The organism is Pseudomonas sp. S3_B08, from assembly GCF_054667725.1.
On sequence record NZ_CP162750.1, the window covers coordinates 2,021,496 to 2,047,119 of the forward strand.

The window sequence follows — 25,624 nt, forward strand, 5'->3', positions numbered from 1 at the left end:
ACAGTCGACACGTGTTGTAGGACGATTCGCCGGCAACGGTTTGACTCCCGCGCCAAGCTGAACGAAGCTTGCCGCTCTGCTCAAGTTCGAAGCTTTCGGAAACCCCGCATGACTCAGTCCCGCCGCAACCTGCTGATCGGCCTAGGCCTCGTACTGATCCTCGGCGTCGTCTGGCTGTCATGGCGCAGCAGCACACCGACCATCCCCGATGCTATCAAACATGGCTACAGCGAAGCGCTGAACGCCGCGCGCACTGGTGAACCCGGAGCGGCGCGCCAGTTGTACCAGCAATTGGGCCGCCCGGACATCTCGGTCAAACGCCGGGTCTGGCTGCACGGCGAGCTGCCCAACTACCCCAGCCCGCAGGCCTTGAAACTGGCTGACATCGACCTGCATCACGAAGCGCCGCAAGTGCGCGTCGCCGCGATCAAAAGCATCGTCGGGCTGGTGCCCGGCGGGCAACGCAGTCTGCTGCTCGGACCGTTGCTCGACGACGCAGAACAAACCGTGCGGTTCGCCGCGATCAATGCCCTGCTCGGCCTGAGCCCGGATGAATTGGGTTTGTACTTCGCACCGCTGCAGCAGGCTATTGATGGCTGGCAGCAGACACTGGAAAGCCAGCCGGAAAGCGCCGCCAACTATGCGCAACTGGCCCGTCTTTATATCCACAACGCCGAATACAAACAGGCCCAACAGGCGTTGGACAATACCTTGCGTCTGGAACCGGGCAACCTGGCGGCGCTGGTCATGCAGATCGATGTGCTTGACCGCCAGGGCCAGAGCGATGCCGCTCGCCAGTTGCTCGCACGTCAACTCAAGGCGCAGCCTGATTCCGCCTATCTGCAACATGCCCTCGGCCTGTGGCTGCTGCACCACGGCCAGCGCGAATATGCCCTGCTCGGCCTGTCCAAAGCCGTCGAGCTGGAGCCGGACAACAAGGATTATCGCTACGACCTCGCCACCACCCTGCACAGCGCGGAAGAACTGGAAGCGGCGCAAAAACAGCTGCAGGAAATCGTCCAGCGCCACCCCGCCGACCGCAAGGCGCGGGTGTTGCTGATCAACTACTGGAAGGAAAGCGGCCAACTGCAGAATGTGCAGATCCTGTTGGCGCAACTGGAGCAGCTGAATCCGGACGACCCGGCCCTGCAACAAGGTCTTTAATCCAGTCAGGGCGGACTCAATTGGCCGCCCGTCCAAGAAAAAGCGGAACCGTGAACACGCCGTGAGGTCAAGTTACTCAGGCGGCTCACTCTAGCCAGCCGCCGGATTACCCTAGTCATAAGAGGGCGTTTTTTGACTACATCAAACGAGTTGATCAGTGCAAAGGCCGCCGTCGGCATTGTAGGTCTGGATGACATCCTTGCCGGTGGCTTGTCTCGCGGCCATGTGTTTTTGCTCGAGGGGGAACCCGGGACCGGCAAAACCACCGTGGCGTTGCATTTCCTGCGCGCCGGTGCGCTGGCCGGGGAACGCTGCCTGTACATCACTCTCTCGGAAACCGAGAAAGAACTGCGTCAAGGTGCGCTCTCCCACGGTTGGGAGCTGAACGAAAACATCAAGATCTTCGAGCTGACACCGCCCGAAAGCCTGCTCAATGCCGAACACCAGCAAAGTCTGCTGTATTCCTCGGACCTTGAACTGGGTGAGGCGACCAGGCAGATTTTCGAAGTGGTCGAACGTTTCAAACCGACTCGCGTTGTGCTCGACAGTCTCTCGGAGATCCGTCTGCTGGCGCAGAGCTCGTTGCGCTATCGTCGGCAGATTCTGGCGATCAAGCATTACTTCGTGCGCTACGACGCCACCGTCCTGCTGCTCGACGACCTGACCACCGAGTCCCTCGACAAGACCGTGCACAGTGTCGCCCACGGCGTGATTCGTCTTGAAGAGCTGACACCGAGCTACGGCGCTGAGCGTCGGCGCGTTCGAGTGGTCAAGTATCGCGGGCAGAAATACCGTGGCGGTTTCCACGACTTCACCATCATGGGCGACGGCGTCCATGTTTTTCCACGCTTGGTAGCGGCGGAACATCGCGGCGACTACCCACGTCTGCAGCTGTCCAGCGGCATACCGCAAATGGACGCCCTGCTCGGCGGCGGTATCGAAACCGGCTCCAGCACGCTGATTCTCGGCCCGGCCGGTACCGGTAAATCGCTGATCTCGATGATCTTCGCCGCCGCAGCGGTGGCTCGAGGCGAAAAAGCCGCGCTGTTCATTTTCGATGAAGAGCTGGGCCTGCTGTTCGAACGCATGCGTCATCTCGGTATCGACCTCAAAGCCTTGCAGGCCACCGGTAATCTGCTGATCGAACAAGTAGACGCCGCCGAATTGTCTCCCGGTGAGTTGTCCCATCGCGTGCGCCGTTGCGTCGATGAGCTGGGTATCAAAACCGTGGTAATCGACAGCATCAACGGCTATCAAGCGGCGATGCCGGAAGAAAATGCGCTGGTGCTGCACATGCACGAGCTGCTGCTGTACCTTAACCGCAAAGGCGCGGCCACCTTCATGACGGTCGCCCAGCACGGTCTGGTGGGCGATATGCAGGCGCCGGTCGATATCACTTACCTGGCGGACACGGTGATTCTGTTGCGCTACTTCGAAGCCCTCGGCAAAGTCCGCCGGGCGATCTCGATTATCAAGAAACGTACCGGCAACCACGAGTCGACCATCCGTGAATACCGGATTTCCTCGCATGGCATGACCATCGGCCAACCGCTGGAATCCTTCCAGGGCGTGCTGCGTGGCGTGCCGACCTACATGGGAGCGAGCAATCCATTGCTTGAGGATGAAAGCTTGTGACGGTCAACACGCCGTTGGCCGAGCGGGTGCTGGTGCTGGCGCCCATGGGTCGCGACAGCCAGATCGCGTTGATGATCCTCAACGAAGCCGGCTACGGCGGCATGGTGGCGCCGAATCTCGGCGCTTTATGCACCGAGCTGGAGGTCGGTGCCGGACTGCTGCTGATTGCTGCTGAAGCGCTGCGCGGACCTGAACTGGAAGGGCTAATCGCCTACCTTGACCAGCAGCCCGCGTGGTCGGACATGCCAATTGTCCTGCTGACTCATCATGGCGGCGATGAACAAGGGCCGCCGTCGCGCCTCAGCACCCTGCTGGGCAACGTGACGTTTCTCGAGCGCCCCTTCCATCCCGCGACGCTGGTCAGCCTGGTCTCCGCCGCCCTGCGTGGGCGACGACGACAATATGAAGCGCGCGATCGGCTGATCGACCTGAGTGAAAGCGAACGACGCCTGCAATCGACTCTGGAAACCCTCGAACAGCAAGTCGAAGAACGCACCGCACAACTTCGCCACAACGAAGAAGCCCTGCGCCAATCGCAGAAAATGGAAGCGGTCGGCCAACTCACTGGCGGCATCGCTCACGACTTCAACAACATGCTCACTGGCATCATCGGCAGTCTTGAATTGCTGCGTCGACGTCTGGCCCGAGGCCGCACGGAAGACCTCGACAGCCTGATCGATCTAGGTGTGACGTCAGCGAACCGCGCCGCCGGCCTGACTCACCGTCTGCTGGCGTTCTCGCGCCGTCAGTCACTCGACCCGAAAGCCGTGCAAATGAACACGCTGGTGCTGTCGATGGGCGAGCTGCTGCAACGCAGCCTCAATGAAAGCATTCATCTGGAAATGCGCCTGGACGACAATCTCTGGGTTGCCGAGGCCGATCCCAATCAACTGGAAAGCGCCCTGCTCAACCTGGTGATCAATGCCCGTGATGCGATGCCCGAGGGTGGCAAGCTGGTGGTGGAAACCAGCAATCAGGTGCTGCATCGCGAATTCACGGCTGCGTACAGCAATCTGGAGCCAGGCGATTACGTGATGCTCAGCGTCACTGACAATGGCAGCGGCATGCCGCAGAGCGTGGTCAGCCGTGCGTTCGATCCGTTTTTCACCACCAAGCCGATCGGCCAGGGCACCGGCCTCGGACTGTCGATGATCTATGGTTTCAGCAAGCAGTCGCGCGGGCATGTGTCGATCGACAGTGAAATCGATGAAGGCACCACGGTAAAACTCTATCTGCCGCGTTTCCGGGGTGAGGAAGTAGAAATTCCCGTCTCGGATTCGCAGCAGGCTCCGTATGCGATGGATGGCGAAACCGTACTCATCGTTGAAGACGACCCTGCGGTGCGCGTATTGGTCAGCGCCGTGCTCAGTGAGCTGGGTTACGCGTTCGTCGAGGCCGGTGATGCCGACGGCGCCATGCCGATTCTAAATTCGACGCAACGCATCGATTTGCTGATCAGCGACGTCGGTCTGCCGGGCATGAACGGTCGGCAACTGGCAGAAGTCGGTCGGCAATACCGGCCGGGTCTGAAGGTGTTGTTCATCACCGGCTATGCCGAGCACGCTGCGGTGCGCGGAGGCTTCCTCGACTCGGGGATGCAGATGATCACCAAGCCATTCACCTTTGATCTGCTCACCGCAAAGGTGCGCGAGATGATCAATAGCTGAATCGATAGGAGCTGCCGAAGGCTCGGCAGCTCCTGCATGAGAATCAGGCCAGCAACTCCTGAATCTTTTCCTGCAACACATCCAGATCAAACGGTTTTTCCAGAATCGGTGCGCTGTTGGTAATCGGGCTGCCGGTCTCACGGATTTCCTGCGGATAGCCGCTGATGAAAATCACTTTGAGGTCCGGTCGCAATTTCACCGCCGGATCGGCAATCTGCACGCCGGAGATCCCGCCCGGCAGGCGGAAATCGGTAATCAGTATGTCGAGATGAGGTTTGCTGGCGAGGATCTCGAAAGCCTGCTCGCCATTTTCCGCTTGCAACACGCGATAGCCCTGCCCCGACAGGTAATCCGTCAGGACCATCAAGATAACCGGTTCGTCTTCGACGACGAGTACTACATCTTGCGCATCTACGCTCATGGGAAGCCTTTGTTCGGTCAATAGCTGCTGATACGACCGTGTGGTCACTCAGAGGTTGCGTCGGATATGCCGTTTTCCTGGATCGGCAGACAAACGCGAAACAGGGCGCCCTCGTTGATTTCACTCTCGACGACGATGGAGCCGCCATGGGCGGCGACGATCTGCTCGGAAATGAACAGACCCAGCCCGAGCCCGGCCACCACCGTCTTGGCGGACACCCGTTCGAACTGCTGAAAAATACGCTTCTGGTTCTCGGCGCTGATGCCGATGCCGTGGTCTTGTACCTCGACCCGGGCCTCGTCATCTTCGCGATAGACGCGCACCTGAATCGGGCTGCGACCACCGTAACGCAAGGCATTGGTCAGCAGATTGGACACCACTTGCTCGATGCGGAACTCGTCCCAGCAACCTTCTACCGGCGCCGATGCCTCGAAGGAAACGCTGGTTTCTGCCGCTTCCATTTGCGAGGCAAAATTCTGCAGGAGATTGCTGACCAGTTGCACCAGATCGAAACGACTCGGGCGGATCGACAGTTTGCCGGTGCGGATTCGCGAGACATCGAGCATGTCTTCGATCAGGCGAATCAGGCTTTTGATCTGCCGCTCATCGCGGTCGACCATCGCCTGCATCTTGTCGAGGGTGAACGCTGAGGCGTTGTCTCGCGCCAGATGCATTTTACGCAACTGGGTTTCGAGAATCAGGCCATTGAGCGGTGTACGCACCTCGTGGGCAACGATGGACATGAAGTCATCACGCATGCGCACCGCTTGTTCCAGCTCAAGCTGAGTGCTTTGCAGTTGTTGCAGCAGCGCTTCCTGCTCACGCCGGGCCTGCTCCAACGCCTCGACCTGCTGCTTCATCGCCTTGCTCTGGCGATACAGATCGACGAAAACGTTGACCTTGCTCTTCACCGCATGGATATCCAGCGGCTTGTGCAGGAAGTCCACCGCACCGCTTTCATAGCCTTTGAACGCGTAGTTGAGTTCTCGGCCGGCAGCGCTGACAAAGATGATCGGAATGTTCTTGGTCTTCTCTGTACCGCGCATCAGCTCGGCGAGTTCGAAGCCGTTCATGCCGGGCATCTGCACGTCGAGAATGGCCATGGCGAATTCGTGCTGCAGCAACAGCGATAGTGCTTCGTCCGCCGACAGAGCCTTATAGACCGTGCGATCCTCGCGCTTGATCAGCGCTTCCAGCGCCAGCAGGTTTTCTGGCAGATCGTCAACGATCAACAGTTTGGCTTGGATATTACTCAGCATGCGATTCGTTCCAGCTCGACTAGCAGACGGCCGATGCCGTGAATGGGTAGGACATGATCCGGCTGCAGAACGTTCAGTGCAGCCTGGGGCATGGTGGCGACTTGTGCATCCTCGGGGTCTTGAACAATGGTCAGGCCGGCGCAACGCTTGACGTAAGCGAGCCCGCGCGCGCCATCGTGATTGGCGCCGGTCAGCAGGACAGCGGCGAGTGTCTCGCCGTAAACGTCAGCGGCGGATTCAAACAGGTAATCGATTGAAGGCCGCGAATGATGTACGCGGTCCTCCAGGCTCAGTGACAAGCTGCGATCCGCTTCGACCGACAAGTGATAACCGGGCGTGGCGAAATACACCGTGCCGGCTTCAATGTCCTGCTTGTCTTCAGCTTCCTTGACCGGCATCGCAACACGGCGGGAGAACACTTCGGCCAGATGACTGCGGCGTTCTTCCGGCAGATGCAGAACGATGATGATCGGCAGCACATAGCCTTTGCGCAACGGCCCGAGCAGGGTCAACAACGCCTCGACACCGCCCGCAGAGGCGCCGATCACGACAGCCTCGATACGAGGCAGGCTCGGGGTGTCGTTCATGATTTGCGGTAGATCCGTTCTTGTTTGACCAACGCCTCGAACTGGTTCGAATAGTTGGAAAAATCCAGGGTTTCCTTGCTGCCCAACACCAGAAAGCCGCGATGCGACAACGATTCATGGAACAGCCCGAACGCCCGGTCCTGCAGCTTCTTGTTGAAGTAGATCAGCACATTGCGGCAGGAAATCAACTGGGTTTCGGAGAACACGCTATCGGTGGCCAGACTGTGGTCGGCGAATGTCACGTTCTCGCACAGGCTCTTGTCGAAAATCGCGTAGCCATAGGCTGCGGTGTAGTAATCGGCAAACGAACGCTGGCCGCCGGCCTGCTGGTAATTGGCGGTGTAGGCGCGGACGTTTTCCATGGAGAAAATCCCTTGCTTGGCCTTCTCCAGCGAGCGCGGGTTGATGTCGGTGGCGTAGATGATCGTGCGGTCGAGCAGGCCTTCTTCGCGCAGCAGAATCGCCATCGAATAGACCTCCTCGCCCGTGCTGCAGCCGGCAATCCAGATCTTCAGCGACGGATAGGTGCGCAGCAGCGGCACCACTTCGTTGCGGATCGCCAGGAAGTGCGACGGATCGCGGAACATCTCGCTGACCGGGATCGTCAGCAGTTGCAGCAGCTGCATGAACGCCGTCGGGTCGTGCAGGACTTTCTCTTGCAGGGCCGAGATGGTCGCGCACTCGAACTGACTCAGCGCGTGCTGCACCCGGCGCTTGATCGAAGCGCCGGAGTAGTCGCGAAAGTCATAGCTGTATTTCAGGTAAATCGCCTCGATCAACAAGCGTAATTCGATTTCGCTGTTGCGCTCGGCCGGACTGCTGCGTTCCACTAGATGCGTTCCATTTTCGGTAGCCACACACGTATCAGCGAGAACAGACGATCAAGGTCGATGGGCTTGGCCAGGTAATCGTTGGCGCCCGCTTGCAGGCAGCGCTCCTGATCGTCCTTCATGGCCTTGGCCGTTACCGCGATGATCGGCAGCTTGCGCCAGCGCGGATCCTTGCGGATTTCCATGGTGGCTTCGAAGCCATCCATCTCCGGCATCATCACGTCCATCAGCACCAGGTCGATGTCCTCGACTTCATGAAGTTTCTCAATCGCTTCGCGACCATTACGGCCGATCACCACGACAGCGCCTTTGTGTTCCAGTGCACTGGTCAGGGCGAAGATGTTGCGCACATCGTCGTCCACCAGCAGCACTTTACGACCTTCAAAGACCTTGTCGCGGCTGCGCGCGGTCTTGAGCATCTTCTGCCGTTCATGGGACAGCTGCGATTCGACTTTGTGCAGAAAGAGTGTGACCTCGTCGAGCAACCGCTCCGGGGAGCGCGCGCCCTTGATGATGATCGAGCGTGAATACTTGCGCAGCTCGGCCTCTTCATCGCGAGTCAGGTTGCGGCCGGTGTAGACAATGACCGGCGGGAACGAGCAGATGTCCTCGGTGGACATGCGCTTGAGCAGATCGTTGCCGAGCATGTCCGGCAGCTTGAGGTCGATGACCATGCAGTCGTAGATGGTCGTGCGCAGCAATTCCAGGGCGTCCTGGGCCAGGCCGACCGCAGTGATTTCGATGTCTTCGTCGCCAATCAGCCGCGCGATGCTTTCGCGTTGCAGATCGTCGTCTTCGACCAGCAGCACGCGCTTGACCTTCTGCGTCAGCTTGGCCTCAAGACGGGCGAACACGTCCTTGAGCTCTTCGCGGGTGGTCGGCTTCACTGCGTAGCCGATGGCGCCCATGTGCATGGCAGCCTCGACGCGGTCTTCCACGGAAATCACGTGCACCGGAATGTGCCGGGTTTCGGCGCGTTCTTTCAGACGTTGCAGCACAGTCAGACCAGAGTGATCCGGCAGGCGCATGTCGAGCAGGATCGCATCCGGCACGAATTCGCGGGCCAGGTCGTAACCCTCGTCGGCGCCGTGGGCGACCAGACACATGTAACCCAACTCATGGGCCAGGTCATAGAGGATACGGGCGAAGTTGGGCTCGTCTTCCACCACCAGAATGCAGCGCGTGGCGAACGGTGCCTTGTCGCGATCGTCGGCGAAGCGCGGGATGACAGCCGGAATCGCTGACGCCAGCGGTGCCGCAACGGCCACTGGTGTAGCCACCGCAGGCGCGGTATGAAAAGTCAGCGGCGCGGCCGGCGTTTCGCCGAATTCGTGATACTGACGCGGCAACACCAGGGTGAACGTGCTGCCCTGCCCCGGTACGCTGTCGACGCTGATCGAACCGCCCAGCAACGTCGCCAGATCCCGCGAGATCGACAGGCCCAGACCGGTGCCGCCGTACTTGCGGTTGGTGGTGCCATCCGCCTGACGGAACGCTTCGAAAATACTTTCCTGCTGATCGGCTGCGATACCAATCCCGGAATCCTTGACGCTGAAAGCGATGTGATCATTCGGCTGCGCGGTGATGCTCAGGCTGACGGCGCCGTGCTCGGTGAACTTGATCGCGTTGGAGAGCAGATTCTTGATCACCTGCTCCAGACGCTGACGATCAGTGAACAGCAAGCCCGGTGCGTCCGGCTGGACCTCGACAGTGAAAGCAAGGTGCTTGTCGGCAGCAAGCGGTTCGAACATCGAGCGCAAGCCATCGACCAGACGATCGACGCGGGTGTTTTCGGCAATCACTTCAAGCTTGCCGGCCTCGACCTTGGAAATGTCGAGGATGTCGTTGATCAGGTTGAGCAGATCGTTGCCGGCCGAATAGATCGATTCGGCAAACTTGACCTGCTCCGCCGACAGATTCTGCTGCGGGTTTTCCGCCAGCAGCTTGGCCAGAATCAGCGAACTGTTGAGCGGCGTGCGCAGTTCGTGGGACATGTTGGCGAGGAATTCGGACTTGTACTTGCTCGAGCGTTGCAGCTCTTCGGCACGCTCTTCGAGTTGAATCTGCGCCTGATTCAGCTCGGTGTTTTTCTTGTCCATCGCATCGCGCTGTTCGGCGAGCTGCTCGTTGGTCTGCTCCAGCTCCACTTGCTGGGTTTCCAGATGCGCCTGGGATTCCTTGAGAATCCGCGACTGTTCTTCCAGCTCTTCGTTGGCAGTCTTCAGCTCTTCCTGCTGCACTTGCAGCTCTTCGTTGAGCTGCTGGGTTTCGGCGAGCACTTCCTGCAAGCGCTGACGGTAGCGCGCCGCCTCGATCGACGTGCCGATGTTGCCGGCAATCAGCTCCAGCAACTCGATGTCGCGCTCGGACAGCGGACGCAGGAAACCCAGCTCGATCACGCCATTGACGCGGTCGTCATCACTGGTCGGCACCACCAGCACACTGTGCGGCAGGCCTGCGCCGAGGCCGGAGCTGACTTTGAAATAGTCGCCGGGGACCGCGTCGAGACGGATCAGGCGTGCCTGTTCTGCGACTTGGCCGACGATGCCTTCGCCGCTGTAAATCGTTTGATTGAGCTCTTCCTGCTCGCGGGAGAAACCATAAGTCGCCACGCGCTTGAGGCCGCCATGTTCTTCACGCACATAAAGCGCAGCGACGGCAGTGCCAAGGTATTGCGCGCAGAATTGCAGAATGTTGCGCCCCAGCAGGTTCAGCGTCAGTTGCCCCAGCACCTGCTCGGCCAATTGTGTCTGGCCGTTGCGCAGCCACGCCTGCTTCTCCAGGCGTTCGGCGCTGGCCTGTTGCGCCGCGAGGTTGGCGCTGTAATTGGTCGACAGATTGACCAGGTCACGGCGGCCGATGTAGGCCAGCAAACCGCTGATTCCCACGATGAAGATCAGATAAAGGGTGATGCTCCAGATGGTGGTGCGACGCACATCCTCGTTGCGCGTGGCTCGCAGCACTTGCTCGGTTTCGATGACGTCTTCGAACTGCTTGCGAATTTCGTCGGTCAGCCGCTTGCCCCGCCCGGCCTTGACCGCACCGCGATAATCGCCGCTGCTGCGCTGAAGGTCGATCATCGATTGCGCGTAGTTGGCCCATTCCACCTGCAACGCTTGCAGACGACGCAGGCGGTCGGTCTGCACCGGATTATCGGCGGTCAGCTCCAGCAACGTATTGAGAGCGACGTCGATACGCGGCTTGGCAACTTCGTACGGATCGAGAAAGTGCTCATCACCGCTAAGTAGATAGCCGCGCATGCCGGTTTCGAGATCGACAGTGAGTTTCACCGCCTCATTGGCGTTATTGATCACCCGGTCGGTATGCTCGACCCACTGGATGACGGACAGCAAATAGGTGATCAGTGAGACGAAAAACACCGCACTGAGCACGCCGACGCCCAGCGGCAGGCTGACGTTGCGACTCAGAAGTTTGCGGAACCGTTGTTCATCAACCGAGGACGGAGAGGACATGGGGCAGCCTTGTCGAACTGTTGAAAACCCGAGAGTTTGCCCCAAAACCCCGCCATGGATCCATTTTTCTCACACAAATGATGGCATTTTCCTACGCACACCTGCGCATTGGACGACGCCAACGGTTATCCTTGCCGCACCGCACTGACCTGTTCTTTTTTGTATCAGCTCGGGAACTTGTGGCTATGCGCCACTTACTCATGCAAGAGTCCGGCAAATTCGCTTGCCCGGTATCCCCCGATTTCATTTTTCTGAGAGTCCTGCCATGTCTGCCACTCCATCCACTATCCTGGTCGTAGAAGACGACTCCATCGTGCGCATGCTTATCGTCGATGTGCTGGAGGAGCTGGAATACACGGTATTGGAGGCTGATGACGGCAACGCGGCACTCGAAATCCTTGCGGATCCTGGCAAAGCCATCGATTTGATGATGACCGACTACGGCCTGCCTGGCATGAATGGCCGCGAACTCTCTCAAAAGGCCCGTCAGCTGCGCCCTGCTCTGCCCATCCTGTTCGCCAGCGGCTATGCCGAGAGTCTCGAAGTACCCGATGGCATGCATGTCATCGGCAAGCCCTTCTCCATCGATCAATTGCGCGACAAAGTTAAAGGCATTCTGAAATAAACCTGATAAATGTCCGTCGCAGATGCAACTTGTCACATCCGAAAATAATCAGCAACTAACTAACACTGCCATTGCTTAACCTGCCAGCTCTATCCTGAATAATCTTTGGCCGCGTTAATAAATAACGAAATACAGCCAGGGAACTTTCGATACTCATTCAGGATAGAGCCCATGCAGTTCATTTCTTCCGACGTGCCTGCCGCCGTCGATTGCTCCGCTTCCGACAAACAGGAACGCGCGCTTATTGTTCAGTCACTTGCCGAAGCCCTTAAGGCAACTGAGTTTGAAGTCTCGGCCGACAGTTACTCGGCAAGCGCCTCGCTGCCGGTCGCCACTGTATTCAATGTGCAAGATCGCTTCATACCCCGGGTCATCGGCAGCAGTTTTGACGAACACTGTGAACCAGCACGCAATGCCTTGAAAAATTTAATTGCAACCCCGGAGTTTGCGCAACTGTTACGCAACCATTCTTTTTCAGCTGATATTAACCTAGCAGTGGATACCAACGCCGGAGTTCTCGTTGTTTATGACTCAGAGTTCGAATCCCATCGTTTCAGCATTGCACTGGACAATGCTGAAGTTTCGGTGTTTTCCGAAGAACTCGATATGCTCGCCGATTTGGCGAAGAACATCGGCGGCGTCGTTTATTCCGGCCAAGTGATTGGCATAGTGCAATGGTTGAAGTTCAACGGTTATGACTTGCCGACGAACATTGCCGAAACCCGGGCTCTGATTGAATGGCTGGCCTTCGAACTGCCCGAGCCACCCGCCTTGGGCGACTACCACGAATTGCTCCACGCCGATGAGTCATCACCGTTTCATCTATCGATGGCGGACCGCAAAGTCATAACCCAGACAGTGCATGAGCTGACCCAAGGTGCGACAAGCCTGTTGCAGGTACTGGCGTTCGCCAACTTCAACCTGATTCCGGCACAGGACATACGCGACAACGCGGACAAGTTCCTGCACAACTTCCTGAGGCGAAAAACCGCTCGCGCCCTGGGAGAAACCCTGCATGCACGCCTTGGCTGGCATCTGGAAGCCAATAACGCGGACGTGCGCGAACGCCAGGTCAATGAGTTAGTCATCGCTGCGCTGATCATCGACATGCAATTGCGCTCCGATCAGCCTCTTGTCGCCGGCTATGACTTCTATCAACCGGCGAATTCCACACTCAGCGCTGCCGAAGTACGCGTCCTGTTCGAACAGCATCTGGTTGATCTGGGCCTGAGCGAAGCGCACAACGCGCCACTGGCAGCGCATCTATTGATCGCGGGTGCAGCACCGGAGTTGCTGATCGACCAGATCCCGCCCGGGCTCACGCTGGACAAGCCAGGCTGGGTAACTGCGCGCCAGAGCGCTGCCGTGGTCGAGCACGCCGCACCTGGCAGCTCGCGTGCAATGACGTTCGCACAACTCAAGGCGTTTTCCGAGCTGACCCCGGTTTCCGGTGAGCTCGACAAGTTGTACGAAGCGGCGGCGATCCCGGCGGTGGTGGACTGGGCGGTACTCAACGGAGTCATCCCTTACCGCAGCGACAAAGACTACGACAAGACCACGGTGATCAAGGCCAGCGCGTATTTCTCGCGTTACATGGAGGCTCTGGCCCAGTCTGAAACAGGCTTGTCCACCGCGCCACCGGACCGGCGCAAAATCGCTTTGCGTGCGCTGGAGCAAGTGATGCCCGCCGGCGCCTATCTCGAACAGCCGGCCTTCGAAATAAAGTACCTGGACAGTTTCGGCGAACGTAGCTGGCTCGAAGGGTTGAAGGCTGCGCATCCGGCGGGGATTCTTACCGAGTTCTGGAATTTCCTCGCCAGCGCCACTGACAACAACCAATACGCGATCAACGGCCTGTTGCGCCTACGCCTGTCGATTCTCGATCTGTATCTTTCCGGCGATCTGGTTGAAGACGGACAACTTTCGGACAAATTCAAGACCCGCGACAACTTCCACCCCCCGGCCGATGCCTTCACCCGCCTGGCCGAACTGCAATCGCCGTCGCAACTGTTTGACCAGGCGTTTGATCGTTACTACCGGAACGTGCGCGAGGGTCTATCGTCCCTGATCAAAATGGCGATCACGCAGATGCCAGAGCATGATCGTCAGGCCTTGACCAGCGGCCAAATGACCTTCTACACCGTCAGGAAGGAAGTCAATCCACTGAATACGCAGCAAGAAACGCAAATCCAGCGAGATGAGGCCAATGGGCGTTACGGGATTATTCTTTGCTGCGACAACGGTGATCGGCTGCGTGCTTACGAATTGTTCACGCTGCGCGGCGTCTGCTACGAGCGTCCGGATCTGGCGCTCAAGCTGCAAGACACCGGTCTCATTCATCAACGGCCGACCCTTTCATACACTGGCAGCAAGTACGATTTTCAGGACAAGAACAAAGCCAGCGAGTGGCCCCTCGATTACGCCGCCTACCGCGAGGGCAGCGAACCACGCCAGGGCATGACTTCCAAAGTAGTGGTGGAGAAGCTCTGGCAGTTGCAACTGCAAGAGACTGATGTGCGCGCGGTTCCGCTGTTCTTTTCTGCGCAACTGGATGAGATCGCCCAATGCGTACTGGATAACCATCCTGTCGCCCGCCGCGAAGAGTTGTATGCCGCACTGGATGTGCGCAACGGCCTGGAAGAATGGCGTGACACCAGGGAGATCGTCGAGAACCTGGCAATCAACGTCATCGTGCCGTTCAAACAGTGCATTGAAGACATTCGTTCCGGACGCACCGACCGTGTCGCCGAAGGCATTGGTGGCTGCATTCTGGATGGCCTGTCGGTCATCGGCCTGCTGGTCGGTCTTGGCGCGTCGGCAGCGAGCATCATCGCCAAGACCGGGTCGACCACCCTAAAACTGCTGAAAGTCGCCAAAGCCGTGGCCCGAGCGGCCGTGTCGCTGATCAACCCGCTCGACGGATTGCCCACCCTCGCCCGCAAAGGTTTTCGTCTGGTCAAACGCGGCGTGGTCTTTGCCGGTGAAACCGCGCTCGACACCGCGCACACCGCCACCGTGCAATTGAAAAGGTTGATCCATGGCGTCGAGAGTCGGGACTGGCTCAGGCTCTCCCACACCGGCGATGTGCGTCAGGCGACCTGGCGAGGCGCCGACGCGCTTGGCGAGGCGATCGACATCGCAGTGCTGGAACGCAACCAGGACTGGCACGCGCTGAGCATCCGCACCGGCGGTGCCTGGGGCCCGCGCCTGAAACTGCTCGACCTGGGTAACTTCGCCCCGTTGAAGCGTCTGTTCGGCCGCTTCAAGCCATTCAGTTACACCCGCGGTTATCTGAAAAAAGCCATTCCCCGCGCCCGGACCAAGCTGGACAACTCCATCAACGCGCTGTCGCAACTGTCTTCCAACGACGACATTCGCGCGGTGCTCAAGCATGTGTTCGGTAACGATTCCGATGAAGTGGCACAGCACGTGTCGAAACATCTCAGCGCGATGCGCAAGGATCTCGAGTCGATCAGCTTCAGCAATGTGACGTTCCGCCCGCATCAACCCGGCGTGATCGCCTCGCTTTCGCCACCGGCCTATAAGCGTTGGCAGACAGCGCTGCGCACCGGCGAAAAAATCGATGAGTCCGCAGGCCGGTTTCTGTCGATCTACCCGGACAATCTCGATGAGTTTTACAAGTTGTCGCGCTACGACGACGGCAGCGTCGCCGACGTGCTGATTCACGAAATGTCCCACGGTGGCCCGGACACCCTCGACCTGTACTACGGCAAGGTCTACCCGGAGTTGCATCAGGCGGAGTTCGATGCGGTCGGACTGCTGGAGCTGGCTCGGGACGCGCGCAAGGCGCATCCGGACAACCTGATCAATCCACATCACGCTCTGGCGCACCGACCGGGATTCGTCGAGTTCAACCAGGTAAAAACCAGTCTGCCGAAACTGGTCCAGGACCATCCGGCGCTGGCCAACGCTGAGTCATACATGCTTGCGGTATCGCTGCTCGATCAAGCACAAACGCGTCCGGCCATATTGAGCTTCAATGTGAAGACCATCGACGATGCCGTGCGCAACACCGCTGCAGGCAAGTTTCTACAAGGGCCGCTGCTGCTCAACCTCGCCAAACCGGTCATTTAAACGCTGAAACGGCTGGTCGGTGGACAGGGTGCATTTCAATCACTTCGCTGTGGTTTAATTGCGCCCTTTTTTCTTCCATGGGTCAGAGGATCAGTCGTGAGCCATTCGCGTACCACCAAAGTTCTGGTCATCGGCTACGTCTGGCCAGAACCGCGCTCATCGGCGGCCAGCGGGCATGTCATGCAGATCCTCGAGACATTTCTCGATCAGGGATGGGACATCACTTTCAGCAGCCCGGCCGGCCCGGGTGAACACAAGGCTGATCTGACGGCGCTGGGCATTCGCGAAGTATCGATCGAGCTCAACAACAGCAGTTTCGACACGTTCATCAGCGAGTTGGCGCCAGATATCGTGCTGTTCGATCAGTTCATGATGGAAGAACAGTTCGGCTGGCGGGTGGAGAAACACTGCCCGGACGCCCTGCGCATTCTGGAAACTTCCGACCTGCAAAGTCTGCGTCATGCGCGTCATCAGCGCCTGAAAGACCGGCTGAAAAGCAACGACGAGCAGACTGATTTCACCGGGCTGTTTGCACCGGCATTGCCCGAAGAATTCCAGCTGATGGCCGGCACCGATCTGGCCAAACGGGAAATCGCTGCGCTGTATCGGTGCGACTTGAACCTGATGATTTCCGAAGTCGAGATCGACCTGCTGGTGGAGGAATTCGGTCTGCCTCGGCAAATCCTGCATTGGTGTCCGTTGATGATTGATCTTCCGGACACCGCCCCGCCAGGTTTCGAAGAGCGCGCGCATTTCCTCAGCATTGGCAACTTCCGTCACGCGCCGAACTGGGATGCCGTGCTCTGGATGAAGACCACGCTCTGGCCGCTGATCCGCGCGCGCCTGCCTCGCGCGCAACTGCATATCTATGGCGCCTATACGCCGCCCAAAGCCACCGCACTGCACAATCCGGCCCAAGGCTTTCACATCATGGACTGGGCCGAAGATGCACTTGAAGTGATGTCGGCAGCGCGAGTCTGCCTTGCGCCATTGCGCTTCGGCGCGGGAATCAAGGGCAAACTGCTCGATGCCATGCTCTGTGGCACGCCGAGTGTGACCACACCGATCGGCGCCGAAGCCATGCACGGCGACGCTCCGTGGCCGGGAGCCGTCGCCCTCGACGCAAACACCTTTGCCGAACAGGCGGTGCAACTGTACGAAAATCCGGCGCGCTGGCAGCAGGCGCAGATTCAGGCTTCGGCACTTTTGCAGCAGCGTTATCAGCGCAGCGTACATGGCCCGCGTCTGATCAACCGGATAGATGATTGCCGACAACACTTGGCACAACTTAGAAACGACAACTTCACCGGCGCCATGTTGCGACATCACACACTCAAAAGCACTCAATACATGGCTCAATGGATCGAAGCCAAAAACCAATTGAGCCCAACAGAGCGCTGATTACATCAATTACATGACTTGCATTAAAAGCCAACTTTCGCAATAACACGAACATGCTTATAAACATCCTGCGCGCAACTTACTAACCACTTCGCAGGATGTGCAACATGGAAAACTTCGACGATATACCAACCCATCAATGGATGGCTTATTCACCACAAATCGATAATCTTTCGTTATTTGAAATGACCCTGCCCGGCGCGCATAACGCCGGTTGTGACTGGGAAGCGTCTTACGCCCTTATTCCCGGGAAAAACTGGCTTGCCTGCCAGGACGTTTCCTTTTATTCGCAGTTGAATCGCGGCGCTCGCGCACTTGATGTACGCCTTGTTTACAACAGCAAGGCGAAACAACTGGCGAGATTCCGTTTTCACCACAATGGATTCAACTCTTCGCGAACGCTTGAAGACCTGATCAGGGACCTTAAGGGGTTTTATGAAAGAAGCCCGAATGAGTTTATCATTCTGGACTTTCATGAACTTTCCAGCGCTACAGATCCATTCAACCATGAGGAATTCAAAACAGCTTTGCTGGAGCACCTTGGGGAACGGATCATTCCCACCGACAATCTGCATCTGACAATTGGCCAACTCAAAGCCATCAATCCATTGCAACGCATTATGGTGGCCGCGCCGATGACCTGGGAAAGCGAAGACTTTCGTTTCTACAGACCAATCAATCACAAGTGGATCGGCAAATCACAGGTCAGCACCTCGGATCTTTATGGCTATATAGACAACGTACTGAGCACACCTGTCAGTACGCTTCGCCCATGGTCGCTGTCGGCAACCAGTTACACACTCGGCGGGCCGCAGCGAATCCTCGACAGTCTTGACGAGTGGTTCGACCCGGAAAAATCCGATTGGGCGCGCAAGTGCAACATTATCAATTTCGACTTCATCAAAAATTCCAACATCGTGCGTTTCTGCCAAATGGCCAACCTGCAAAAGGCGCGCGACAAGCTCAGTTGAGCGGTCACCACGGACGGCCGGTCGGAAGTGGCACAAATGGCAAAAAACGAGGCATGATCGCGCAGCGATAATAAAAAAGTGCCCCGTCATGACCCGAACCGCTCGCGTGACCGACCCTTCCTACGAGTTGATGGACGACCATAACGGTTTGTCCATCATCTACCGCCAGCACGGCTTCCCCTGCCCGCTGGTGCGCTGGCATTTCCACAAGGAGTACGAGCTGCACCTGATCGTGGCCAGCTCCGGCAAGGTGTTCATCGGCGATTACATCGGCAACTTCTATCCAGAGACTTTGTTTTTGACCGGTCCCAACCTGCCGCACAACTGGATCAGCCAGGTCGCCGAGGATGAAGTGGTGGAGAAGCGCGACATGCTGGTCAACTTCACCGACGAATTGTTCGAGAGCGGGCACCAGGTGTTCGCTGAGCTGAAATCCCTGGCGCCACTGCTTGAGCGTGCGCAGTACGGCATCGAATTTCGTTGCAAGCGCACGATCCGTCAGGCCATGACACTGATGCAGCGGATCGCCGACAGCACCGGCATCACTCGCCTCGGGCACTTTTTCATCCTGATGGAATTGCTCGCGGCCAGTGATGACTTCCAGTTGTTGTCCGGCGCCACCACGCCGCAACTGGCCGACGAACACAACATCGACCGCACCAACCGCGCGGTCGACTACATCTTCAGCCACTACGCGCGGGACATCTCACTGGAAGAAGTGGCCGAACACCTGGGTATGACACCGACCTATTTCAGCCGGGTATTCAAGCAGGCCACCGGGCGCAACTTCATCGAATTCGTCAATCGCCTGCGCATCAGCAAATCCTGTGAGCTGCTGGCCGATGGTGACAAACCGGTGACCGAGGTGTGCTTCGAGTCGGGCTTCAACAATATTTCCAACTTCAATCGACGCTTCCAGCAACTCAAGGGCATGACGCCGTCGCACTATCGACGGCTGGCGGTGCAGCGGCTGACTGAACAGAACCATCTCTGACGACACGCCACCTGTGGGAGCGAGCCTGCTCGCGAAAGCGGTCTGTCAGTGAAAAATCCTGTGGCTGACACACCATCTTCGCGAGCAGGCTCGCTCCCACAAAAAACCGTGCCCCGGCTGGCGAAATCTGTACGCATTCGCTAACGGTCCCTCGCGCAAAACCCCTTCCCTGCGTTCCCCCGCCCAAACCCCAGTGCAAAAAAGTATCAACAAAAGTGCTAGGGATGATTTGTCAGCTCCGCCGTGGAAGGCTGTAATCAGCGCAGATTCTTCCTGCATTCGGAAGACACAAAAACAATAACTGTCCTTCTGCCCCGTCGGGTGTCAGAAAAGGAGTGCACGATGCAACCCACTGCAAAAGCTCTGCTCGCTCTCACCTGCATGACCCTCAGCAGCGTCAGCCTTGGCGCCCAGACCCTGACCATCGCCACCGTCAACAACAGCGACATGATCCGCATGCAGAAACTCTCGAAAACCTTCGAGAGCGAGCATCCGGACATCAAGCTCAATTGGGTGGTGCTGGAAGAAAACGTCCTGCGTCAGCGCCTGACCACCGACATCGCCACTCAGGGCGGCCAGTTCGACGTGTTGACCATCGGCATGTACGAAGCCGCACTCTGGGGCGGCAAGGGTTGGCTGGAGCCGATGAGGGACCTGCCGGCCAGTTACGCCCTCGACGATGTCTTTCCGTCGGTGCGCGAAGGCCTGTCGGTGAAGGGTTCGCTGTATGCGCTGCCGTTTTACGCGGAGAGTTCGATCACCTATTACCGCACCGACCTGTTCAAGGAAGCCGGGCTGACCATGCCGGAGCGGCCGACCTGGGAAGAGATCGCCGGGTTTGCCGAAAAGCTCACCCACAAAGACAAAGAGCAGTACGGTATCTGCTTGCGCGGCAAGGCTGGTTGGGGCGAGAACATGGCGCTGGTCACCACGGTCGCCAATGCTTATGGCGCGCGCTGGTTCGATGAGCAATGGAAACCGGAATTCAGCGGCCCGGAGTGGAAAAACGCGCTGAATTTCTACGTCAACACCATGAAGAAATCCGGCCCGCCGGGCGCATCCAGCAACGGTTTCAATGAAAACCTCGCCCTGTTCAACAGCGGCAAATGCGCGATCTGGGTCGATGCCAGCGTCGCCGGCTCGTTTGTCACCGACAAGACCCAGAGCAAGGTCGCCGATCACGTCGGTTTCACTTTCGCTCCGCATCAAGTCACGGATAAAGGCTCGGCGTGGCTGTATTCGTGGGCGCTGGCGATTCCGACCAGCTCCAAGGCCAAGGACGCAGCAAAAACCTTCAGCGCCTGGGCCACGTCCAAAGAGTACGGCGAACTGGTTGCCAAGACCGATGGCATCGCTAACGTGCCGCCGGGCACCCGCGCTTCGACCTACAGCGATGCTTACATGAGCGCCGCGCCGTTTGCCAAAGTGACGCTGGAATCGCTGAAAGCCGCTGACCCGAGCAAACCGACGCTGAAACCGGTGCCGTACATCGGCATTCAACTGGTGACCATTCCTGAATTCCAGGCAGTCGGCACCCAGGTCGGCAAGCTGTTCTCGGCAGCGCTGATCGGCCAGACCACGGTGGATCAGGCGCTGGCGGCGGCGCAGCAGACCACGGAACGCGAGATGAAGCGCGCCGGTTATCCCAAGTAACCGCTGAATGCCTTGCTCCTGCCTCTTGTGGGAGCGAGCCTGCTCGCGAAGGCGTCGTGTCAGCCAACACACATGACACTGACCCAGCGCTTTCGCGAGCAGGCTCGCTCCCACATGGGGATCTCCATAGGTCTGTATGACTCGGTTGTGAATGCCATGAATACTTCAACTGCCAAAGCCCACATCGACCTGTCGCCACCGCAGCGCAAGCTGCGCGTGCGCAATCCCGGCTGGTTTCTGGTCAGTCCTTCGGTGGCGCTGTTGCTGCTGTGGATGATCGTGCCGCTGGGCATGACCCTGTACTTTTCGATGATCCGCTACAACTTGCTCTATCCCGGCGAAAACGAATTCGTCGGGCTGGAGAACTTCACCTATTTCCTCACTGATTCGGGTTTCATGCCCGGCGCGACCAATACATTGCTGCTGGTTGGCAGCGTGTTGCTGATCAGCGTGGTCTTCGGTGTGTTGATCAGCGCGTTGCTGGAGGCCAGCGAATTCCTTGGGCGCGGCCTGGTGCGGGTCATGCTGATCTCGCCGTTTTTCATCATGCCCACCGTCGGCGCGTTGATCTGGAAAAACCTGATTTTCCACCCGGTCTCGGGGATCCTCGCCTACATCTGGAAGCTGTTCGGTGCGCAACCGGTGGACTGGCTGGCGCACTACCCGCTGCTGTCGATCATCATCATTGTTTCGTGGCAATGGCTGCCCTTCGCGATCCTGATTCTGATGACCGCCATGCAGTCACTGGATCAGGAACAGAAAGAAGCCGCGCGCCTGGATGGTGCCGGCCCGATCGCGATTTTCTGGCACTTGACCCTGCCGCATCTGGCGCGGCCGATTGCTGTGGTGGTGATGATCGAAACAATCTTCCTGCTCTCGGTGTTCGCCGAAATCTTCACCACCACCAACGGTGGCCCCGGCTACGCCTCGACCAACCTCGCCTACCTGATCTACAACCAGGCGCTGGTGCAGTTCGACGTCGGCATGGCCTCGGCGGGCGGCTTGATTGCCGTGGTCATCGCCAACATCGCCGCGATCATTCTGGTGCGAATGATCGGCAAAAACCTGACTGACAAAGCGTGAGGCCTGCCATGACCCTCCAACAATCCCGCCGCCTGCAAAGCCTGCTGCTCGGCACGCTGGCCTGGGCCATCGCGATCGTGATTTTCTTCCCGATCTTCTGGATGGTGATGACCAGTTTCAAGAGCGAAATCGACGCTTTCGCCACGCCGCCGCAGTTCATCTTCACGCCAACGCTGGAGAACTACCTGCACATCAACGAGCGCAGCGATTACTTCAGCTTCGCCTGGAACTCGGTGGTGATCTCCTTCAGCGCCACCGCCCTGTGCCTGTTGATCGCGGTGCCGGCGGCCTACTCGATGGCGTTCTACGAAACCCAGCGCACCAAAGGCACGCTGCTGTGGATGCTCTCGACCAAAATGCTGCCGCCGGTGGGCGTGCTGATGCCGATCTACCTGCTGGCCAAGAGTTTCGGCCTGCTCGACACGCGCATCGCGCTGATCGTGATCTATACGCTGATCAACCTGCCGATCGTGGTCTGGATGGTTTACACCTACTTCAAGGACATCCCCAAGGACATCCTCGAAGCCGCCCGCCTCGATGGTGCGACGCTGTGGCAGGAGATGGTCCGCGTGCTGCTGCCAATCGCCAAGGGCGGCCTCGCCTCGACCGTGCTGCTGTCGCTGATCCTGTGCTGGAACGAGGCGTTCTGGTCGCTGAACCTGACCTCATCGAATGCCGCACCGCTGACCGCGCTGATCGCCTCGTATTCAAGTCCCGAAGGGCTGTTCTGGGCCAAGTTGTCGGCCGTATCGACCCTGGCCTGTGCGCCGATTCTGATCTTTGGCTGGATCAGCCAGAAGCAACTGGTGCGCGGTCTCTCGTTCGGCGCCGTGAAATGAACATCCCGAATCCAACCCTATCCCCTGTGGGAGCGAGCCTGCTCGCGAAAGCGGAGTGTCATTCAACCCTGATGTCGACTGACACGGCCCCTTCGCGAGCAGGCTCGCTCCCACAGAAAAGCCGATCTGGTTTAACCCAATAATAAATTGCGGAGGCCCATCTCATGGCCAACCTGAAAATCAAGAATCTGCAAAAAGGCTTCGAAGGCTTTTCCATCATCAAGGGCATCGACCTTGAAGTGAACGACAAGGAATTCGTGGTCTTCGTCGGCCCCTCGGGCTGCGGCAAATCCACCCTGCTGCGCTTGATCGCCGGTCTGGAAGAGGTCAGCGGCGGCACTATCGAACTTGATGGCCGCGATATCACCGAAGTCAGCCCGGCCAAGCGCGATCTGGCGATGGTGTTCCAGACCTACGCGCTGTACCCGCACATGACCGTGAAAAAGAACATGTCGTTCGCCCTCGATCTGGCCGGCGTGCCGAAAGCCGAGGTCGAGCGCAAGGTTGGCGAAGCGGCACGTATTCTTGAACTCGGGCCGATGCTCGAGCGCAAACCGAAACAGCTGTCCGGCGGTCAGCGTCAGCGCGTGGCGATCGGCCGCGCCATCGTGCGCAACCCGAAGATTTTCCTCTTCGATGAGCCGCTGTCCAACCTCGACGCGGCGTTGCGCGTGCAGATGCGGCTGGAACTGCTGCGCCTGCATAAAGACCTGCAAGCGACGATGATTTATGTGACCCACGATCAGGTCGAAGCGATGACCATGGCCGACAAAGTCGTGGTGCTCAATGGCGGCAGGATCGAGCAGGTCGGCTCGCCGCTGGACCTCTATCACAACCCGGCCAATCTATTTGTCGCAGGCTTCCTCGGTACGCCGAAAATGGGTTTCCTCAAAGGCAAGATTGCCCGCATCGACGGCGCCAGCTGCGAAGTTTCGCTGGACGCCGGCACGCGCATCACCCTGCCGTTCAACGCCGCCAGCCTCAGTGTCGGCAGCGCTGTCACGTTGGGCATTCGCCCCGAACATCTTGAGCTGGCGCAACCCGGCGACTGCACGTTGCAAGTCACTGCCGACGTCAGCGAACGCCTTGGCAGCGACACCTTCTGCCACGTCACCACCAGCGCCGACGAAGCCCTGACCATGCGCGTGCGCGGCGATCTGGCCAGCCGTTACGGCGAGCAATTGAGCCTGCGCCTGGACCCGACTCACTGCCATCTGTTCGATGCCGAAGGTGTGGCGCTGACCCGTCCGCTGCGTGCTGCGGCCTGATTTCGAGACTATCCGATGAAACTCAACCAACAGAACCTCAATCGCCTCGCCGCCCAGGTGCAACTGCCAGGCTACGACCTCGCTGACACGCGTCAGGGCATCGCCCACATCGGCGTCGGTGGTTTCCATCGTGCGCATCAGGCGTATTACACCGATGCCTTGATGAACACTGGCGAAGCGCTGGACTGGGCAATCTGTGGCGTCGGCCTGCGCCCGGAAGATCGCCGTGCTCGCGATGATCTGCGCGAGCAGGATTACCTGTTCACCCTGTTTGAACTGGGCGACAGCGATGACACCGAAGTGCGCGTGATTGGCGCGATCCGCGACATGCTGCTGGCCGAAGATGGCGCCCAGACGCTGATCGAAAAACTCGCCGGACCACAGATCCGCATCGTCTCGCTGACCATCACCGAGGGCGGCTACTGCATCGACGACAGCAACGGCGAGTTCATGGCGCATCTGCCGCAGATTCAACACGACTTGGCCCATCCCGAGGCGCCGGGCACCGTGTTCGGTTTCCTCTGCGCCGCGTTGGCCAAACGGCGTGCGGCGGGCGTTCCGGCATTTACTGTGATGTCCTGCGATAACCTGCCGCACAACGGCGCCGTCGCCCGTAAGGCGCTGCTGGCTTTCGCCGCCCTGCGTGATCCGGATCTGCGCGACTGGATCGACCAGAACGTCAGTTTCCCCAACGCCATGGTCGATCGAATCACACCGATGACCAGCACCGCGCATCGCCTGCAACTGGCCGACAAACACGGTGTCGACGATGCCTGGCCGGTGGTCTGCGAACCGTTTGTGCAGTGGGTGCTGGAGGACAAATTCGTCAACGGCCGCCCGGCGTGGGAAAAGGTCGGCGTGCAGTTCACCGACGATGTGTCGCCGTACGAAGAGATGAAGATCAAACTGCTCAACGGCAGTCACCTGGCGCTGACGTATCTGGGCTTTCTCAAGGGCTATCGCTTCGTCCACGAGACCATGAACGATCCGCTGTTCGTGCGGTACATGCGCGCCTACATGGACCTGGATGTCACGCCGCAACTGGCGCCGGTGCCGGGCATTGATCTGAGCGAATACAAGGACACGCTGGTCGCGCGGTTTTCCAATCAGGCGATTGCCGATCAACTGGAGCGTGTGTGTTCGGATGGCTCGTCGAAATTTCCCAAGTTCACCGTGCCGACGATCAATCGCCTGATCGCCGATGGCCGCGAGACCAAACGTGCAGCGCTGGTCGTGGCGGCGTGGGCGCTGTATCTGAAGGGCGTGGATGAGAATGGCGATACGTATTCGATTCCGGATCCGCGAGCGGCTTTCTGCCAGGGATTGGTGGCGGACGATGAGTTGATCACCGAGCGCCTGTTGGGCGTGGAGGAGATTTTCGGCACGGCGATACCGAAGTCGGCGGAGTTTGTTGCGGCATTCGAGTGGTGCTGCCAGAGTTTGCGCGAGGTTGGGGTTTCGCGGACTCTGGAACGGGTGCTCGGCTGAAAAGCCTCTCACCCTAGCCCTCTCCCGGAGGGAGAGGGAACCGACCGCGTGGTTCTTCCGTTATTCATCGACCTGAAATTCCGAGTCGAATACAGAGTGTGAAAGGCATGAAAATCTGCTCCCTTTCCCCCTCGCCCCCGTGGGGGAGAGGGCTGGGGTGAGGGGGTAGCT

General features: G+C 58.7%; 18 protein-coding genes. 13 read left to right on the forward strand and 5 right to left on the reverse strand.

Features of this window, described 5'->3' with window-relative positions; all coding sequences use genetic code 11:
- Positions 1-108 precede the first annotated feature (108 nt).
- The 3 genes from AB4N73_RS09245 to AB4N73_RS09255 all read left to right on the forward strand — a co-directional run bounded on the left by AB4N73_RS09245 (position 109) and on the right by AB4N73_RS09255 (position 4,466).
- Positions 109-1,164 carry a tetratricopeptide repeat protein gene (locus tag AB4N73_RS09245; RefSeq protein ID WP_252882100.1) on the forward strand — a complete coding sequence of 352 codons (1,056 nt, stop codon included), beginning with the start codon at positions 109-111 and terminating at the stop codon, positions 1,162-1,164.
- A gap of 132 nt (positions 1,165-1,296) precedes the next feature.
- Positions 1,297-2,799, forward strand: coding sequence for an ATPase domain-containing protein (locus tag AB4N73_RS09250; RefSeq protein WP_056789781.1), 1,503 nt, complete (start codon positions 1,297-1,299; stop codon positions 2,797-2,799).
- Complete coding sequence (locus tag AB4N73_RS09255) at positions 2,796-4,466, forward strand: ATP-binding protein (RefSeq protein ID WP_150740916.1); 1,671 nt, start codon at positions 2,796-2,798, stop codon at positions 4,464-4,466. Before AB4N73_RS09250 ends, AB4N73_RS09255 begins: the two co-directional genes overlap by 4 nt.
- A gap of 43 nt (positions 4,467-4,509) precedes the next feature.
- On the opposite strand, the gene AB4N73_RS09260 is transcribed toward AB4N73_RS09255, so the two are convergent.
- The 5 genes from AB4N73_RS09260 to AB4N73_RS09280 are packed head-to-tail and all read right to left on the reverse strand — an operon-like array spanning position 4,510 to position 11,036.
- A complete protein-coding gene (locus AB4N73_RS09260) occupies positions 4,510-4,887 on the reverse strand; it encodes a response regulator (protein ID WP_056789776.1) in 378 nt (125 codons plus the stop codon).
- 44 nt (positions 4,888-4,931) lie between these two features.
- Positions 4,932-6,146: a hybrid sensor histidine kinase/response regulator gene (locus AB4N73_RS09265; protein WP_041480260.1), complete on the reverse strand. Its 1,215-nt coding sequence runs from the start codon at positions 6,144-6,146 to the stop codon at positions 4,932-4,934.
- On the reverse strand, positions 6,140-6,733 hold the full coding sequence (locus AB4N73_RS09270) for a chemotaxis protein CheB (protein ID WP_041480259.1): 594 nt from the start codon (positions 6,731-6,733) through the stop codon (positions 6,140-6,142). The genes AB4N73_RS09265 and AB4N73_RS09270 overlap by 7 nt, the downstream gene beginning before the upstream one ends.
- Positions 6,730-7,563, reverse strand: a complete 834-nt coding sequence (locus tag AB4N73_RS09275; protein ID WP_041480257.1) for a CheR family methyltransferase — start codon at positions 7,561-7,563, stop codon at positions 6,730-6,732. Before AB4N73_RS09275 ends, AB4N73_RS09270 begins: the two co-directional genes overlap by 4 nt.
- Entirely contained in the window at positions 7,563-11,036 is a 3,474-nt protein-coding gene (locus AB4N73_RS09280; RefSeq protein WP_460143313.1) for a response regulator, read from the reverse strand. Before AB4N73_RS09280 ends, AB4N73_RS09275 begins: the two co-directional genes overlap by 1 nt.
- A 265-nt stretch (positions 11,037-11,301) precedes the next feature.
- Between AB4N73_RS09280 and AB4N73_RS09285 the strand changes: the two genes are divergently transcribed.
- From AB4N73_RS09285 to AB4N73_RS09330, 10 genes are all read left to right on the forward strand, one after another.
- Entirely contained in the window at positions 11,302-11,661 is a 360-nt protein-coding gene (locus tag AB4N73_RS09285) for a response regulator (RefSeq protein WP_095180108.1), read from the forward strand.
- Positions 11,662-11,832: 171 nt separating this feature from the next.
- Positions 11,833-15,756, forward strand: coding sequence for a hypothetical protein (locus tag AB4N73_RS09290; protein ID WP_460143314.1), 3,924 nt, complete (start codon positions 11,833-11,835; stop codon positions 15,754-15,756).
- A gap of 96 nt (positions 15,757-15,852) precedes the next feature.
- Entirely contained in the window at positions 15,853-17,157 is a 1,305-nt protein-coding gene (locus tag AB4N73_RS09295; protein WP_460143315.1) for a glycosyltransferase, read from the forward strand.
- Between the two features lie 107 nt (positions 17,158-17,264).
- On the forward strand, positions 17,265-18,128 hold the full coding sequence (locus AB4N73_RS09300) for a PI-PLC domain-containing protein (RefSeq protein WP_315435115.1): 864 nt from the start codon (positions 17,265-17,267) through the stop codon (positions 18,126-18,128).
- An 88-nt stretch (positions 18,129-18,216) separates the two neighbouring features.
- A complete protein-coding gene (locus AB4N73_RS09305) occupies positions 18,217-19,122 on the forward strand; it encodes an AraC family transcriptional regulator (RefSeq protein WP_056789758.1) in 906 nt (301 codons plus the stop codon).
- Positions 19,123-19,464: 342 nt separating this feature from the next.
- Positions 19,465-20,775, forward strand: coding sequence for an ABC transporter substrate-binding protein (locus AB4N73_RS09310; RefSeq protein WP_353188267.1), 1,311 nt, complete (start codon positions 19,465-19,467; stop codon positions 20,773-20,775).
- A gap of 156 nt (positions 20,776-20,931) precedes the next feature.
- Positions 20,932-21,858: a carbohydrate ABC transporter permease gene (locus tag AB4N73_RS09315; RefSeq protein WP_041480415.1), complete on the forward strand. Its 927-nt coding sequence runs from the start codon at positions 20,932-20,934 to the stop codon at positions 21,856-21,858.
- 8 nt (positions 21,859-21,866) lie between these two features.
- The gene (locus tag AB4N73_RS09320) at positions 21,867-22,697 is read left to right on the forward strand and encodes a carbohydrate ABC transporter permease (protein ID WP_016774872.1); all 831 of its coding nucleotides are present in this window, start codon (positions 21,867-21,869) and stop codon (positions 22,695-22,697) included.
- A gap of 164 nt (positions 22,698-22,861) precedes the next feature.
- Positions 22,862-23,965, forward strand: a complete 1,104-nt coding sequence (locus AB4N73_RS09325) for an ABC transporter ATP-binding protein (RefSeq protein WP_150740923.1) — start codon at positions 22,862-22,864, stop codon at positions 23,963-23,965.
- Between the two features lie 15 nt (positions 23,966-23,980).
- The gene (locus AB4N73_RS09330; protein WP_150740924.1) at positions 23,981-25,453 is read left to right on the forward strand and encodes a mannitol dehydrogenase family protein; all 1,473 of its coding nucleotides are present in this window, start codon (positions 23,981-23,983) and stop codon (positions 25,451-25,453) included.
- Positions 25,454-25,624 lie beyond the last annotated feature (171 nt).

Excerpts from the sequence above, each read along its gene's own strand:
- AB4N73_RS09245 (WP_252882100.1), top strand. The coding sequence starts at position 109 with ATGACTCAGTCCCGCCGCAACCTGCTGATCGGCCTAGGCCTCGTACTG.
- AB4N73_RS09260 (WP_056789776.1), bottom strand. The coding sequence starts at position 4,887 with ATGAGCGTAGATGCGCAAGATGTAGTACTCGTCGTCGAAGACGAACCG.
- AB4N73_RS09265 (WP_041480260.1), bottom strand. The coding sequence starts at position 6,146 with ATGCTGAGTAATATCCAAGCCAAACTGTTGATCGTTGACGATCTGCCA.
- AB4N73_RS09270 (WP_041480259.1), bottom strand. The coding sequence starts at position 6,733 with ATGAACGACACCCCGAGCCTGCCTCGTATCGAGGCTGTCGTGATCGGC.
- AB4N73_RS09280 (WP_460143313.1), bottom strand. The coding sequence starts at position 11,036 with ATGTCCTCTCCGTCCTCGGTTGATGAACAACGGTTCCGCAAACTTCTG.
- AB4N73_RS09285 (WP_095180108.1), top strand. The coding sequence starts at position 11,302 with ATGTCTGCCACTCCATCCACTATCCTGGTCGTAGAAGACGACTCCATC.
- AB4N73_RS09290 (WP_460143314.1), top strand. The coding sequence starts at position 11,833 with ATGCAGTTCATTTCTTCCGACGTGCCTGCCGCCGTCGATTGCTCCGCT.
- AB4N73_RS09300 (WP_315435115.1), top strand. The coding sequence starts at position 17,265 with ATGGAAAACTTCGACGATATACCAACCCATCAATGGATGGCTTATTCA.
- AB4N73_RS09305 (WP_056789758.1), top strand. The coding sequence starts at position 18,217 with ATGACCCGAACCGCTCGCGTGACCGACCCTTCCTACGAGTTGATGGAC.
- AB4N73_RS09310 (WP_353188267.1), top strand. The coding sequence starts at position 19,465 with ATGCAACCCACTGCAAAAGCTCTGCTCGCTCTCACCTGCATGACCCTC.
- AB4N73_RS09315 (WP_041480415.1), top strand. The coding sequence starts at position 20,932 with ATGAATACTTCAACTGCCAAAGCCCACATCGACCTGTCGCCACCGCAG.
- AB4N73_RS09320 (WP_016774872.1), top strand. The coding sequence starts at position 21,867 with ATGACCCTCCAACAATCCCGCCGCCTGCAAAGCCTGCTGCTCGGCACG.
- AB4N73_RS09325 (WP_150740923.1), top strand. The coding sequence starts at position 22,862 with ATGGCCAACCTGAAAATCAAGAATCTGCAAAAAGGCTTCGAAGGCTTT.
- AB4N73_RS09330 (WP_150740924.1), top strand. The coding sequence starts at position 23,981 with ATGAAACTCAACCAACAGAACCTCAATCGCCTCGCCGCCCAGGTGCAA.